7 protein-coding genes and 1 pseudogene are annotated in these 15,045 nt (G+C 68.7%); all 8 read left to right on the forward strand.

Going from position 1 to position 15,045, the window contains the following annotated elements; genetic code table 11:
• Positions 1 to 199, forward strand: a pseudogene (locus ON23_RS32055) (gephyrin-like molybdotransferase receptor GlpR); the annotation flags it as partial.
• A 497-nt stretch (positions 200 to 696) separates the two neighbouring features.
• Positions 697 to 1,662 carry a ferritin family protein gene (locus ON23_RS32060; RefSeq protein ID WP_039782997.1) on the forward strand — a complete coding sequence of 322 codons (966 nt, stop codon included), beginning with the start codon at positions 697 to 699 and terminating at the stop codon, positions 1,660 to 1,662.
• A 24-nt stretch (positions 1,663 to 1,686) separates the two neighbouring features.
• Positions 1,687 to 1,944, forward strand: a complete 258-nt coding sequence (locus tag ON23_RS32065) for an acyl carrier protein (protein ID WP_030515113.1) — start codon at positions 1,687 to 1,689, stop codon at positions 1,942 to 1,944.
• Positions 1,914 to 3,572, forward strand: coding sequence for an AMP-binding protein (locus ON23_RS32070; RefSeq protein WP_051043642.1), 1,659 nt, complete (start codon positions 1,914 to 1,916; stop codon positions 3,570 to 3,572). Before ON23_RS32065 ends, ON23_RS32070 begins: the two co-directional genes overlap by 31 nt.
• A 2-nt stretch (positions 3,573 to 3,574) precedes the next feature.
• Positions 3,575 to 4,720 (forward strand): acyltransferase, encoded by a 1,146-nt coding sequence (locus ON23_RS32075; protein WP_039783001.1) that lies wholly within the window; start codon positions 3,575 to 3,577, stop codon positions 4,718 to 4,720.
• Between the two features lie 15 nt (positions 4,721 to 4,735).
• Entirely contained in the window at positions 4,736 to 5,560 is an 825-nt protein-coding gene (locus tag ON23_RS32080) for a class I SAM-dependent methyltransferase (protein WP_083904376.1), read from the forward strand.
• Between the two features lie 12 nt (positions 5,561 to 5,572).
• Positions 5,573 to 7,366, forward strand: coding sequence for a carbamoyltransferase family protein (locus tag ON23_RS32085; RefSeq protein ID WP_218001137.1), 1,794 nt, complete (start codon positions 5,573 to 5,575; stop codon positions 7,364 to 7,366).
• A gap of 16 nt (positions 7,367 to 7,382) precedes the next feature.
• Positions 7,383 to 15,041 carry an amino acid adenylation domain-containing protein gene (locus ON23_RS36345; protein WP_051043643.1) on the forward strand — a complete coding sequence of 2,553 codons (7,659 nt, stop codon included), beginning with the start codon at positions 7,383 to 7,385 and terminating at the stop codon, positions 15,039 to 15,041.
• Positions 15,042 to 15,045: the final 4 nt, after the last annotated feature.

Genomic DNA, 15,045 nt, shown 5'->3' on the forward strand with positions numbered 1-15,045 from the left:
GCAGGACCAGGTCCGGGCCGAGCGGCGCCCGGGCATGGACCGCGACGCCGCTCGGGCCCTGCGTCGCCGCGCGGTGGTGCTCGACGTCGACGACGAGGACCCACTGTTCGACCATCTGGAGCACTTCGACGCCGCCGCTGCCCGGGCCACCCGGAACCGGGCCGCGGGTGGCGAAATCCGCCGCGCCGCAGGCGAATAGGAGCGGACAGCCGGTCGCCGACGGCCGCCGCATCGTAGCCAGGGGCTGCGAGCGGCGGCCGTTTCGGCGTGCTGGGACGATTTTCACCGCTGTGAGCGGGCGGATCGGCGTCTGTGGCTAACTTCCCGCAGCCCACTCGGGGGGTGGGGTGTGGTGAGCTGGCAGCCGGAATGTGAAACGCCCGTGTCCACTCACCGGGAGTGCCGAGAAGGCGGCAAATTCATAGATAACCTTTTGCCGTTGTGATCTGCCCGTTACGAGTGGCTCGCGGGCTATTTCGGGAGTAAGCTCGGACACCGTGCAGAATCGCTGTCCACAAGATCGAAGGATTTAATCCTTCCGGTACGGATGCGTGGTCACGGGTATTGACACGCCGCAGCAGGTGAGGACGCTGCGCGTGGGGTAGCTGGGCGGTTGGAAGGGTTGATCGACGTGTATGAAAGCACTCTGCTATCGATTTTCACCGGCCTGCCGTCGTAACAGATCGAGAAATCGCGATGAACAATTCAACGGTCATCGACGAGATCGAGATCGATCTTGCCGAACGGGTCACCGCGCTCGATCTCTATCGCCGCTGGGAAATGCAGCAATGGCAGGCGCAGAGCCTGGAATACGAGCGTGATGCCGAGGGGTGGACCCAGCTGCCGGCCTTCGCGCGGTTGCCGCTGCTGGCCACCCTCGCCCGCTTCCTGATCGGCGAGACGACCGTGACCGAGACCTTGGCGCCGCTGGCCTACGCCGCGCCCGAGGTCGACTACAAGATGTATCTGGCCACCCAGCTGGCCGACGAGGCGCGCCACACCGTCTTCTTCCGGCGCTACCTGGCCTTCCTCTCCGACACCCTCGGCAACGAGGAGTTATCCCAGGTCAGCGGCGTCGATCGGGTGGGTGACCTGTTCGAGAAGGCGCTCGTGGACGCGGTCGAGCGGGTGCGGGCGGACCCGGCCGACACTGCGGCCTGGTACGAGGGGGTGGTGGTCTACCACCTGCTGGTCGAGGGTGCGGTGGCGATGACCGGTCTGCACACCGTGCTGGGCACCGTGCGGACACTGCCGGGCTTCGACATCCTGCGGACCGGTATCACGAATGTCGCCCGTGACGAATCGCGGCATATTTCCTTCGGTGTGCTGGCATTGCGCAACGGAGTTCGCGGCGGATATCGCGATCATATTGTCGAGATGATTCGCGGACATCTCCCGGCGGCGGCCCGTACTCTGGTCGATCCGGAAACGCGGGATCCGTTTCCGCGATTGGTTCCGGTTTTGCGGAAACGCGCCGAGATACTTCACGAACAATGGGAATTCGCGGAAAGTTCTCTCGGCCGGAGAATGACGTCGATCGGAATACCGCGCGACATCATCTCGGAACTCGCGGAGAATTGGCGGGAATCCTGCGCGGCGGCCGCCGGAGAATATGCCGATATACACGGCGAACCACATCCGATCACGTACCTCGTGCAGTGAACACAAACAATTCGGGAGCATTTCGTGGACGAAAATGAAGTGCGCGACCAGGTACGGGAACTGGTCCGCCGGCACGCCCCCCAGCCTTCGGCGGAATTGGCCTCCGATGATGTGCTGGCCGAACAGCTGGGTTACGACTCGCTGGCCCTGATCGAACTCGCGCTCGGCCTGCAGGTGCGTTTCGGAATCGACGCCGGTGGTGACTCCGGTGCGACGAATGTGGTGACCGTCGGCGATATCGAGCAGATGGTGTGCGACGCGCTGCGGGCGAAACAGCCGTGACGGGCCTGCTCGACTGGCTGGCCTACGACGGCGAGGACCGGGGCTGGACCATCGCCGACGAGGGCGAATGGCGGCGCGTCGGCTACCCCAGGCTGAGTGAGCAGGTACGACGGGTGGCCGCGGCCTGTCTCGCCGCCGGGGTGCGTCCGGGTGCGGTGGTTTCCATCGTGGAATCGGCCCCGGAACGATTCATGACGAATTTCTTCGGCGTGCTGGCCGCGGGGGCGACACCGAATCCGCTGGCGCCGCCGCTGCCGCTGCAGAACGAGTCGGCGTATCGGCAGCAACTGTCGGCATTGCTGGCCGCGGCCGCACCGTCGGCGATCATCGTGGCCGAGGAACTCGCCGCGGTGGTTCATCCGGTGCTCGAATCCCTGGGCGGGGTCACAATTGTCGGGACGTCGAATGAGACTCCCGCCGTGACGGAACTGCCGGGCTGCGAGCCCGACCGGATCGGGTTGCTCCAATTCACCTCGGGCAGTAGCGGTTCGCCCAAAGCGGTGCGGGTATCGGTGGCGAATCTGGAGGCCAATTGCGCCGCGATCGACCGGTGGCTGGAGTTTCGGCCGACGGACCGGATCGCCACCTGGCTGCCGCCGTATCACGATATGGGGCTGATCGGCTGCATCATCACGCCGACCATTCTGAATCTGGACATTCAGGCCATGACGCCGATCGATTTCATTCGGGATCCGCTGTCGTGGCTGTCCTGTTTCGGCCGCGACGGTGCGACGATCACGGCGACACCGAACTTCGCGCTGGCGTATCTGCTGCGAAAGATGACCGACGAAGCCTTGGCCGGAATGGATTTCGATCCCTGGCGGGTGATGATCGTGGGCGCCGAACGGATCGATCCGGCGATCCTGCGCGGCTTCGCCGAGCGGCTGGCGCCGTACGGATTCGATTCGCGCACACCGTGTCCCGCCTACGGGCTCGCGGAGGGCACGCTCGCGGTCTCCGGTCTGCGCCCCTCGGAGCCGGTGCAGGCCGCCGCGGTGACACCCGACACCGGCGCCGTGGACGGTCCGTTCGACCTGATGTCCGCCCCGCTCGAGGACGGCCGGCGCTGGCTGGTCGGCTGCGGCGCACCGCTTTACGGGGTGACGGTGCGGACCGCGTCGACCGACGAATATGCCGGAGCGCCGGGCGAATTGATCGTCGGTGGTCCGAGCGTCGCTCGGGAGTACCAGACGGCGGAGGGCACTCGCGACCTGTCGCGTGCCGAGGACGGCGCTCTGGCGACCGGGGACGCGGGCCTGCTGGTGGGTGGGCAGCTGTATCCGATCGGCCGGGTCGGCGACGCGGTGAAGGTGCGCGGGCGCACGGTCTATGCCGAGGACATCGAGGCGGCCGTGGTGGAGGCGTTCGGCGTGCCCGCCAATCGTGTGGTCGCGCTGGCCGGCAACGCCTTCGGCTCCGCACGCGTCGCCGTGCTGGTCGAGGACAAGCCGGTGGAGGCCGTGCGACTGCGGCAGGTCCTGGCCGGGCAGCTCGGAGCGGAGACGTCGCTGCGGTTGTTCATCGGCGACCGCGGACTCATCGCGCGCACCACCAGCGGTAAGCCGCGGCGGCGGGTGATGTGGAACCAGTTGCTGCAGGGCGAATTCGACGCCCTGGAGAGGAGTTGACGATGGCGCCGGTACCGCTGTCGACCGTCGACCACATGTGGACGGCGAATATGGCCGGTCCGCTGCAGTTCGTGGTGGAGTTCGGCGAGGTGCTCGACGCCGATCGGATCGTCGAGGCCTATGTCGAGACCGCCCGCGAATTCGTCGGTGCGGACGCGGCACTGGTGCAACTCGACGAGCGCACCCTGGCGCTCGACGTCGACGACCCGCGCCCCGCGATCCGGGCCACGGTCGCCGAATCCACCGTGCCGCTGAGCGAATGCCTCGACCCGGTCGAGATCGGGGTGGGCCATGTGCTCGCACGCGGCCGGGTGGTGACCCGCGGCGACCGCACGGCCGTCGGGCTGTCGATGTCGCACGGCCTGGCCGACGGCTACGGCATGTTCTTCTTCCTGGCGGCATGGGCGGCCAGGGCACGCGGTGCGCGCTTCCTGTCGCCGCGCTGCGACCGCGAGGTGTTGACGCGGCCGCAGGCCCGCGAACGCGACAGCGTCGATCCGGATGCGTTGCGCCGGGCCGGTTTCGTCACCGTCGAGCCGGATCTGGAGCTGCCCGAACTCGACGTCCACACCGGCCGGCTCGATCTCACCGAATGCGAGGCGCAGGCGGAGGTGTCGGGTCTGTCGACCGCGGATCTGGTGGCGGCGGGCCTGTTTCGCGACTACGCGGTGACCAAGGACACCGACCACGTGACCCTCGCGTGCCCGGTGGACATCCGTCGCTTCGTCCGCGAGTTGGGTCCCACGTATTTCGGCAACGCCTTCGTGCAGGTGCTGGTCGATGTCGAGACCGAGCGGGTTCGCAACGCCTCGGTTCCGGAGATCGCCGGCTGGGTACGGGACGCGGTCGCCTCCGCACCCGAGCGCATCGACGACGCGATCGCCGAACTCGAGGCGTTCCTGCAGGTGCACGGCATCGCGGGACTCGACCGGGTGTGGGGGTATCCGCCGCAGTCGGGTTTCCTGGTCAGCAATCTGTCCCGGATCCCCGCCTCCTGGCTGGATTTCGGCGCCGGGCCGCCGGTCGGTCTGGTGACACCCGGCCGCCGGCCGCGCCAGGACGGGGCCTATCTGCTGCCCGATCCGGAGCGGGCGCACAGCCTGCAATGGGCCTCCACGCTCGAGCACGAACCGGCCGCGCGTTCGTAGAGAGACGAATCCGATATGGCTGCAGCGATGACCTACAGCATGGCCGTCGGCGATCGCGACGCGGCGCGCCTGGCCCTGCTGGATCAGCATTACAACCCGAGTTCCCGGGCCTTCCTCGAGTCGGTGGGAGTCTGTGCCGGTGCGACGGTGGCCGATATCGGCTGCGGGCACGGCGCGATGACCGCCTGGCTGGCCGAGCGGGTCGGGCCGGACGGCATCGTCTACGCCGTCGACGCCTCCGCCGAACAGCTCGAGATCGCTCGCCGGCTGGTCGGCGATCTGCCGCAGGTGCGTTACGTGCACGCGCGCATCGAGGACGCACCGCTCGAACCCGGTGCGATCGACTGGGTGTACAGCCGCTTCCTGCTGATGCACGTGGCCGATGCCGCCGCCGCGCTCACCGCGATGGAGCGCATGCTCGCCGACGACGGTGCGCTGCTGCTCGAGATGTCCGACGTCGGGGCACTGCGATTCGTCCCCGCCGACGATCCGGCCGCGGATCTGTGGCGGGAGTGGTGGTTCGCCCTCGGCCGGGCGCGCGGCGCCGCGCACGACATCTACGACCGTACGCCGCAGCTGCTCACCGAGGCCGGCTTCATCATCGCGCGCCGCGACCGCTTCCAGCCGGTATCGGCGATGCCGGAGGCGAAGATGTTGCACGCCTTGGGTTTCGAACAGTGCGTGCCCGCCTACCTGGAACACGCCGGCGCCGACCCGGCGGCCATCGATGCCCATCGCGCCTTCCTGCAGCGCGTCGTCCCGGATACCGACATCGCCGTCGAACTGTATGCGACCAGCCAGTATTTCGCCCGCAAACGTCCGCGGGCACGAAGATTGTGAGCCTCCGCCATGGTGAGAACACCAGCCGCGCAACCGAAGTCGATCATGGGGATCAGCGGTCTGCACAACAGTGTGCCGTTCAAGCGGGCCCGCTTCCCGGGACTGGAATGGCGTGACTATCGCATCACCCAGGGCTTCGATTCCGCGGCGGCGCTGCTGCACGAGGGCGAGCTGGTCAGCGCGGTCGCCGAGGAGCGGTTCACCGGCGAGAAGGCGACCGGCGCCTTTCCCGAACACGCCATCCGTTTCGGCTGCGAGCGGGCCGGAATCTCGGTCGATTCGCTCGACGTCCTGGCGCACGGTTTCTCCTATGAACCGTTGCGCGCCGCATTCGACCACAGTGAACTCGGGCGCGCGCGCTTCCGCGAGGTCTTCGCCCGGCAGGTGCTGCTGGACGCACTCGCGGAGACTTTCGGCGGCGACTGGGACGACCGGCTGGTGCAGGTGCCGCATCACCTGGCCCACGCGGCCAGCACGTTCTATCCGAGTGGATTCGATTCGGCGCTGATCCTGGTGGCCGACGGCATGGGGGAGCAGCACAGCGCGACCGTCGCGCTCGGAACGGATGCGGGCATCGAACCGATCGCGACGGTCTCGGAGCTGAATTCCCTGGGAATTCTCTACGGCGTCTTCACCTACTATCTGGGCTTCGCGTTCGGGCTCGACGAATACAAGATCATGGGGCTGGCGCCCTACGGTGACCACCGCAAACACTTCGCGGCGATGATGGATCTCATTCATCTGCGGCCGGACGGTACTTTCACCATTCCCATCCTGTACCGCAACGAAACCGATCTGGACCGGGAAACCTACCGCGGCACACTGAAAGCCGTCGAGGAGATCTTCGGGCCGGCCCGCGGGCCCGAGGACGAACTGACCGACCACCACCGCGATATCGCGGCCGCCCTGCAGGCGGCGCTCGAGGCGACGCTGCTGCATACGCTGCGGCACTTCCGCAAACAGACCGGTGCGAAGAATCTGTGCATGGCCGGCGGGGTCGCGCTCAACTGCACGGCGAACGGCGTGATCCTGCGCAGCCGCCAGTTCAAGCGGATGTTCATCCAGTCCGCGGCCGGCGACGACGGCACCGCGTTGGGTGCCGCGCTGTACGTGCATCATCAGCGTGACCAGGCGGCCCCGATCGCGGGCATCGAGACCCCGCTGAACGGCCCGGAGTACTCCGACGAGGAGATCGTGGCGGCGCTGGCGGCCCGGACCGATTGCACCGCAACGCGATTCGACGACTTCGCGACGCTGGCCGGGGAACTGGGCCGCCGGTTGGCCGCCGGGCAGATCGGGGCGCTGTTCCAGGGGCGCCTGGAGTACGGTCCGCGCGCCCTGGGTAATCGCAGCATTCTCGGTGACCCGCGCCATCCGCGGATGCGCGACATCATCAACGCGAAGGTGAAGAAGCGGGAGGGCTTCCGGCCCTTCGCCCCCGCGGTCCTCGACGAATACGCGACCACGTATTTCGACATCAAGGACGCCGAAATCGACACCTACGCCTGGATGTTGTTCATCACCTCGGTGCGGCCGGAATTCCGCGAGGGGTTGCCGGCGGTCACCCATGTCGACGGATCGGCCCGGGTGCAGACGGTGTCGCGACAGCGCAACGAACGGTTCTGGACGGTGATCGACGCCTTCCGGCAGGAAACCGGTACGCCGATCCTGCTGAACACCTCGTTCAACGTGAAGGGCCAGCCGATCGTGTGCACGCCGGCCGAGGGCCTGGACACCTTCGTCACCGCCGGACTGGATGTGCTGGCCATCGGCAATTACCTGGTAGAGCCGGTTCGCGCCGGATAAGTGGGATCGAGTTACTGTGCAAGCCGACTTTCTTCCCGGCGTCCTCGCCATCGCCACCGATTTCCGCCGCGCACCGGTGCAGCGATATCTCCGTGCCCGGGAGGAGTACCGTCCCGGCGCGTCGGGTCCGGCGGTGGCGGCGTTGATCGCCCTGATCCACAGGTATTCCGAACACGCCGAGGTCACACTCGGTGTGATTGCGCCGGAAGATGATTCACCGATTCCGCTGCGGATCGCCGTCGAACCGGATCGTACGGCGGAAGCGCTGGCCGCCGAGGTCGACGCCGCCCGGTCGCGGCTGGTGGCCGCGCGCGCCGGCTTCGACATCGACGAATTGATCGGGAAACTCTGCCCCACACCGGTCTTCGATCGGCATCCGCTGTTTCAGATCGCCTACTGCGAGCTCACCGGCGACCACGATCCGGACGCGGCGGAGGATGCGCTCGAGGCCGTCGTCGGCTGCGATCTGGTCTTCGTCGACGATCGCGGCGCCGGTGAACTGCGCTGCGAATACGACGCGGAGCTGTTCGAGCCGCGGACGGTGCGCCGGCTCCTCGCGCAGTGGGCGTTGCTGATCGACGCGTTCACCGCACATCCGGATACCGAGCTCGCGGCCTTGCCGATGCTGCCGGAGGACGACCGGGCCGCCCTCGACGGGTGGTCGGCCGGGCCGCCGGTGGCCCGCCCGGCGACCACCTTGCACGCACTGGTCGCCGAACGAGCGGCGCGCCGGCCACACAGTCCCGCCGTGATCTCCGAGGCGGGCACGCTGAGCTACGGCGAACTCGACGATCGCGCGGCGCGGGCCGCCGGATATCTGAGCGCGGTGGGTGTGCGGCCCCGGCAGATCGTCGCCCTGTGCCTGCGGCGCTCGCCCCGGGTGCCGGTGCTGGCGCTGGGCGTCATGAAGGCCGGTGCGGCCTATCTGCCGCTGGATCCGGCGGATCCGGATGCGCGGCTGGCGACGATCCTCGCCGATTCCGGTGCGTCGGTGGTGTTGTGCGACGATGCCGGCATCGCCGGACGCCTATCGGCCGAGGGGGTCACGGCGATCGATCTGGATGAAGTCTGGCAAGACTTGGAACAGGTCGAGCCCGCGCCCGCGCGGGTCGGCGCGCCGACGGATCTGGCCTACGTCATCTACACCTCCGGCTCGACCGGCCGGCCCAAAGGTGTGCTGATCGAACATGCGGCGATCTGTAATCGGCTGCTGCACGATGCGATTCGCATCGACGAATCGGATCGGGTGCTCCAGAAGACGCCGCTGACCTTCGACGTGTCGGTGTGGGATCTGTTCTATCCGCTCGTGCACGGCGCGCAGTCGGTGCTGTGTGATGCGGAGGGACACCGGGATTCGCGCTACCTGCTGGAAACCATTCGTGCGCAGAAGATCACCGTCGCTCATTTCGTGCCCTCGATGTTGCGCACGTGGCTGGCCGAGCCGGGAGTCGAGGCGTGCACCTCGCTGCGTTATGTGACCACCAGCGGTGAGGCGCTGCCCGCGGATGTGGCCGCCGAATTCCATCGGCTGCTACCGGATACCGCGCTCCACAACTATTACGGACCGACCGAAGCGGCCGTCGACGTCACCTGTGAACAGGTACTTCCGGGTGCGGCGGTCACCCTCGGCCGGCCGATCGAGAACGTGCGCGCCCTCGTCCTGGACGCGGCGGGACAGCCCGTGCCCGTGGGAGTTCCGGGTCAGCTGCATCTGGCCGGAGTCTGCCTGGCGCGCGGCTATGTCGATCCCGCCGACGAGATCGGCCGCTTCGTGGCCGATCGGCGGACCGGAGAACGGCTGTACGCCACCGGCGATCGGGTGCGGTGGCTGCCGGACGGCCGCCTGGAATATCTCGGCCGTGCCGACCATCAGCTCAAATTGCGCGGCCTGCGCATCGAGGCCGGTGAGGTCGAGGCGGCGTTACGTACCGCCGACGAGGTGCGCGAGGCCGTGGTCACCGTCTTCGGCGACGACCCCGAGCGCAGCGAACTGGTCGGCTATGTGAGCCCCGCCGACGACGCGGCGGTCGACGCCGATGCGTTGCGTGAGCATGCCCGCGCTCTGCTGCCGGCTTATATGGTTCCGGCGAGAATTGTTGTGCTCGAGGACTTTCCGCGCAACGCCGCCGGGAAGATCGATCGCAGGAGTTTACCCGCACCCGTCGTGACGGTACGCGGCACGACCACGGCGTCGGCGAACGAACTCTCCGACGCGATAGCGGCGGTGTGGGCGCGAGTGCTCGAATGCGACTCGGTCCCCGCCACCGCGAATTTCTTCGATCTCGGCGGCAATTCACTGCTCGTCGCCCGGGTGCACGTGGCCCTGGAAGAGGCACTCGGCATCTCGATCGCGCGCACCGACCTGTTCCGCTATCCGACCGTGGCCGCGCTGGCCGCGGCCCTCGCCGGCTCGGTGGCCGCCCGGGACGTAGCCGACGAGGCCGGCGACCACAGTGGTCCGTTCGCGGTGATCGGGATGGCCGTGCGCGTGCCGGGCGCCGCCGATCTCGACGAATTCTGGGATGTCATCGCGGATGCGCGCACGACGATGACCGAACTCGACGACGAGCAACTCCGGGCCGCGGGCGAATCGGCCGAGCGCATCGCCGCGCCGAATTACGTGCGTACCGCGGCGGTCCTGGACGATATCGCCGGATTCGACGCCGACTACTTCGGTTTCACCGCCCGCGAGGCGCAGGTCACCGATCCGCAGCACCGGCTGCTGCTGGAATGCGCGGTCGAGGCGCTCGAACACGCGGGCTACGGTGGTGCGCCGCAGCGGCCGCGCACCGGGGTGTTCGTGGGCGGACTGCCCAGCAGCTACTTCCATCGCTATTTCGCCGACGACTTCACCCGGTTGCCCTCCACCCAGCACTATCAGATCAAGGTGGGCAACGAACCGGACTTCCTGCCCACCTCGATCGCCTACCGTCTCGACCTGCACGGACCTGCCGTCACCGTGCAGAGCGCCTGTTCGACCTCGCTGGTCGCGGTCCATCTGGCCTGCCAATCCATCGGCCGCGGCGAATGTGAGATCGCCGTGGCCGGTGGGGTCGCGGTGCGGGTGCCGGATCGGGTCGGCTATCTGCATCAGGAAGGGATGGTCGCCTCGCCGGACGGGCACTGCCGCGCGTTCGACGAACAGGCCGGCGGCACCATCTTCGGCAACGGGGCGGGTGTGGTCGTCCTCAAACGGCTCGACGACGCGGTGCGCGACGGTGACCGGATCTTCGCGGTGGTGCGCGGCACCGCGATCAACAACGACGGCGCGGCGAAGGTCGGCTTCACCGCGCCGAGTGTCGACGGCCAGGTCGAGGTCATCCGCCGGGCGCATCGTGTGGCCGGGGTCGCGCCCGCGGAGATCGGATACGTCGAGGCGCACGGTACGGCCACCCCGATGGGTGATCCGATGGAGATCGCCGCGCTCACCGAAGCCTTCGGTGGCCCGCGCGAGGATCGGTGCGACGTCGGGTCGGTGAAGGCCAATATCGGCCATCTCGATACCGCCGCCGGCGTCGCGGGATTCGTCAAGGCCGTCCTGGCATTGGACCACGCGGTCCTGCCGGGACTGGCGAATCTGGAGCGGCCCAGTAGCCGGATCCCGTGGTCCGAGACGCCGTTCCAGGTGTCGCCGCGGTCGCGGCCGTGGCCGTCGGATCGGCCGCGGGTCGCCACCGTGTCGGCGTTCGGCATCGGCGGCACCAACGCGCACGCGGTGCTCGAGGCCGCGCCCCCGCGCGCCGCCACCGCCGTACCCGAGGGCTGGACCGGACTGTTCCGGTTGTCGGCGCGTTCCGATGCGGCCCTGCGTGACCTCGCGCACCGCTACCTCGATCGGCTGAACGACGATACGTCGATCGAAGATATCTGCTACACAACAGGTTTCGGTCGCGAACAGCACGAGCGCCGGCTGGCCGCGGTGATCTCCTCGCTGCCGGAGTTGCGGGCGGCGCTGGCGGCGTACCTGCGTGGTGAACCCGCGGCGGCGTTGTTCACCGAGGCGGAACAGGATGCGGACCGGCGGCTGTGCCTGGTCCTGGGCGACGCTCCCGAAGCCGGTGTCGACGCATTCCTCGACCTGTACGCCGAGGATTCGGTGGTGCGCACGGCGCGGGCGGAGGTGACCGACGCGCTCGGCGGCACCGAACCCACCGGAGTTCAAGCAGATCTGGCCCGGCTGTATGTCCTGATGCAGGTGTGGCGGGCGTGCGGTCTGCAGTGGGATGCGGTGATCGGTTACGGCACAGGCGAATACGTGGCGGCCGCGATATCCGGTGTCGTGGATCTGGCGACCGCGCTGCGGTACGCCGCCGCTGCGACACCGCTGACGACCGGTGGTGATCGCCGCGAGCTGCGGCTCGTCTCGCAAGCATCGGACGTCGAGTCGTGCGTGACGGCCGCAGGTTGCGATCGGATGCTGGTCCTGGGCCGGCGCAGCGATGAACGGGCCCGCCTGCGGCTGGCCGCCGATCGGCACGGGGTGCACACCGTACTCGCGGCCGATGGGCCGCACGATTTCCAGCGCACCTTTCTGATCGCTGCGGCGAAACTCTACGCGGTCGGTATGGATATCTGCCCGACGCCGTGGGGCCCGTTCGCCGTAGGACGCCGAATCCCGCTGCCCACCTACGCCTTCCAGCGCAGCCGCTTCTGGGTCGAACCGGAACGTGCGCTTCGCCGTACCGTCGGCGCCGCCGAGGACACCGGGTTGCCCGGCCGTCCGGTGGATCTGCCGCTCTCGGAGGAGATCCGTTACGAGCGGAGTTTCGCCTGCGACTCCCCGTCGTATGTGACCGATCACCGGCTGTTCGGCACCGCGGTGGTGCCCGGCGCCTCGCATATCGCGATGGTGCTGGCCGCCGCGGCCCACCACATCGACGGGCCGTATGCGCTGCGGGACACGTTGTTCCTCAATCCGTTCGCCGTGTCCGACGGCGGGAGCCGCCGCGCACAGTTGGTGCTGCGCCCGAACGGTTCGGGCTGGGACGTGACCCTCGTGGCGGAGGAGGAATCCGGTGCGGGCGCGGCGTGGCCGGCGCTGTTCCGCACCGCGCTGGACAGCGCTGTCGCCGAATCGGATTCGACTTTCGGTGATGCCGCTCGCGGCGATGTTCTCGCCCGCTGTCCACAGGAGCTGTCCGGACTCGAGTTCTATCGCGACGTCTGGGTGCCGGGGCTCGACACCGGGAACTCCTTCCATTGGATCGAGACCATCTGGCGTGGCGACAACGAGGCACTGTGCCTGACCACCCGCCCCGAGGGTGTGGAGATCGGACCGGAACCGTTGCACGCAGGGCTGGTCGAAGCCGCGTTCCAGGTGCTCAACAGCTGCTGGAAATACGACAACGCTCTGCTGCGGGCGCAGGAGAACATCTACGTTCCGTTCAGTATCGACCGCTACTACTTCTCCGGTCGCCGCACCGCGGGCCCGCTGTGGATCCACGCCCGCTTGGCGGGCGGGCACGGCGCGGGGGACGAGGCGTTCACCGCGCATATCCGGATGTACGACGTCACCGGCGAATTGGTGGTCGCGGTGGACGGCTTCGAATCGCGGCGCATCAGCCGCGCACAGGTGGAGCGGGCGCTCGCCCACAAGACGGCCGATACCACCCACGAACAACACTGGCAGCGCACCGAGGCAACCGGGGCGGGCGCCGAGCCGGTATCGCTACTGGTGGTCGACGACGAGCCCGATCGGTTGAGCCGGTTCGCACGGGTGCTGCGCGAGCGCGCGATTCCGGCGGTGACCGTGCTGATCGGCGCGGAGGTTCCGCCCGCATCGGGGATCACCCGGCACGCGGTCACCGATGCCGAAACGGGTTCGTGGCCCGCCGAACTCGCCGCGGCGGACCGGCGCGGCTTCGTCGACCTCCGTGGCCTGTCCTCGACGGACGGCGAGAGCGCGCAGTTCGTCGGCGAGGCCGCCCAGCGGTGTGCCGCGGCTGTGCGACCGCTACCGGCGCTGGCGTCGGAACGCGTCCGCGTGTGGTGGCCGACTCGCGGCGCTCAGCCGGTGACCGGCGACACCGACGTCACCGAGCCGGCCGCGACCATGCTGTGGGGCATCGCCACCGTCGTTCGTCGCGAGTATCCGGAATTGCGCTGCAGCACAGTCGATCTGGACGACGACACGGATTCGTCGCTGGTGCGGCTGGCGGCGGAGATCCACCGGTGGTCGCCGGAGATGCGGATCGCGCATCGCGGGGCGAATCGCTACGTCGCGCGGCTTCGCCGTGCGCATCCGGGGACGGACGTGCGGATACGCTCCGATCGCAGTTATCTCGTCACGGGTGGTCTCCGGGGCATCGGCCCGCGCGTGGCGCGACTGCTGGCCGAACAGGGCGCGGGCCACCTCGTACTCGTCGGCCGCACCGCCCCCGATCCGGAGACCGCGCAGCTGCTGGCCGAGATCCGCGACGGCGGTTGCCCGGTCACCGTGCACACCGCCGATATCGGCACCGAATCGCTCGCCGGCGTGATCGCCGCGGCGCCGCATCCGCTCGGCGGGATCGTGCACGCGGCCGGGGTGCTGGACGATGCGACGATCGCCGGGCTGGACGCCGGGCGATTCGAGAAGGTCCTCGCGCCCAAGGTCGGCGGAATTCGTTCGCTGCGCGACATCATCGGCGCGGAAACCGATTTCGTGGTGTGCTTCTCGTCGCTGACGGCGACCGTCGGTGCGGGCGGGCAAGCCAACTACGCCGCGGCCAACGCCTATCTGGACGGGAACGCGTCCGTGCTGCGGGCCCAGGGCATCCCCGCCACCAGCATCGCGTGGGGTCCGTGGGGGGAGATCGGGATGGCGGCCCGTCTCGACGCCGAGGAGCGCGAGCGGTCCCGGCTGCGCGGCTATCGCCCGCTCTCGCCGGAACAGGGGCTGCGACTGCTCGCCGGCAATCTGGTCGCAGCCGGCCCGACCGTCGTCGCCGCCGATCTGGACTGGCCGAAACTGGCCGCGGCCGCGGGTGGTGACCCGTGGTACGGAAGTGTCGCCGCCACTCCCGCCGCTGCCGGACCGGCCGCATCGCTGCGGGAACGGGTGCTGGCCGCAGCCCGGACCGATCGGCCGGCCCTCGTTCGTGATCTGACGGCCACCGAGGTGAAGGCAGTGCTGGGACTCGACGACGGGCATCTGATCGACCCGGAGGAGGGGTTCACCCAGCTCGGCATGGACTCCCTCGCCGTCGTCGAACTGCGCTCGCGCCTGCAGGACGGTTTCGGGCTCGCGCTGCCCGCGACGTTCGGATTCGACTATCCGACGATCGAGAAGGCGGCCGAATACCTCTCGGCCACACTTGCTGCCGAGAAAGCCGACACGCCGGACGCGACCGTGGCCACTGCGGCGCCTCGTGTCCGGCCGCAGCAGCCGACGACGCAGGACGGACCGCCGCACCCGGCCGCGACATCGCCGGATGGATCCGTACCGACCGAGTCGTATTCGGGCGCAGCGGCTTCGAGTGAACCCGCCGCGGCCGGGTCGGCTCCGCCTGTCTCGGGTCCGGCCGCATCGGGTTCGCCCGCGCCGGTCATCGCCGCCGCGAGTCCGGCCGGTCCGGCTTCGGCCGAGTCGCCACCGGCCTCGTCGGCCCGGCCCGCCGCATCCCCGCCGGAGGATCCGATCGCCGCCGAGCTGGCTCTGCTGGAGGCGGCATTACACAGCGACGCACAGTGGTGAGGGA

The organism is Nocardia cerradoensis NBRC 101014 (assembly GCF_000308535.1).
Lineage (GTDB): Bacteria > Actinomycetota > Actinomycetes > Mycobacteriales > Mycobacteriaceae > Nocardia > Nocardia cerradoensis.

Excerpts from the sequence above, each read along its gene's own strand:
- ON23_RS32060 (WP_039782997.1), top strand. The coding sequence starts at position 697 with ATGAACAATTCAACGGTCATCGACGAGATCGAGATCGATCTTGCCGAA.
- ON23_RS32080 (WP_083904376.1), top strand. The coding sequence starts at position 4,736 with ATGGCTGCAGCGATGACCTACAGCATGGCCGTCGGCGATCGCGACGCG.
- ON23_RS32075 (WP_039783001.1), top strand. The coding sequence starts at position 3,575 with ATGGCGCCGGTACCGCTGTCGACCGTCGACCACATGTGGACGGCGAAT.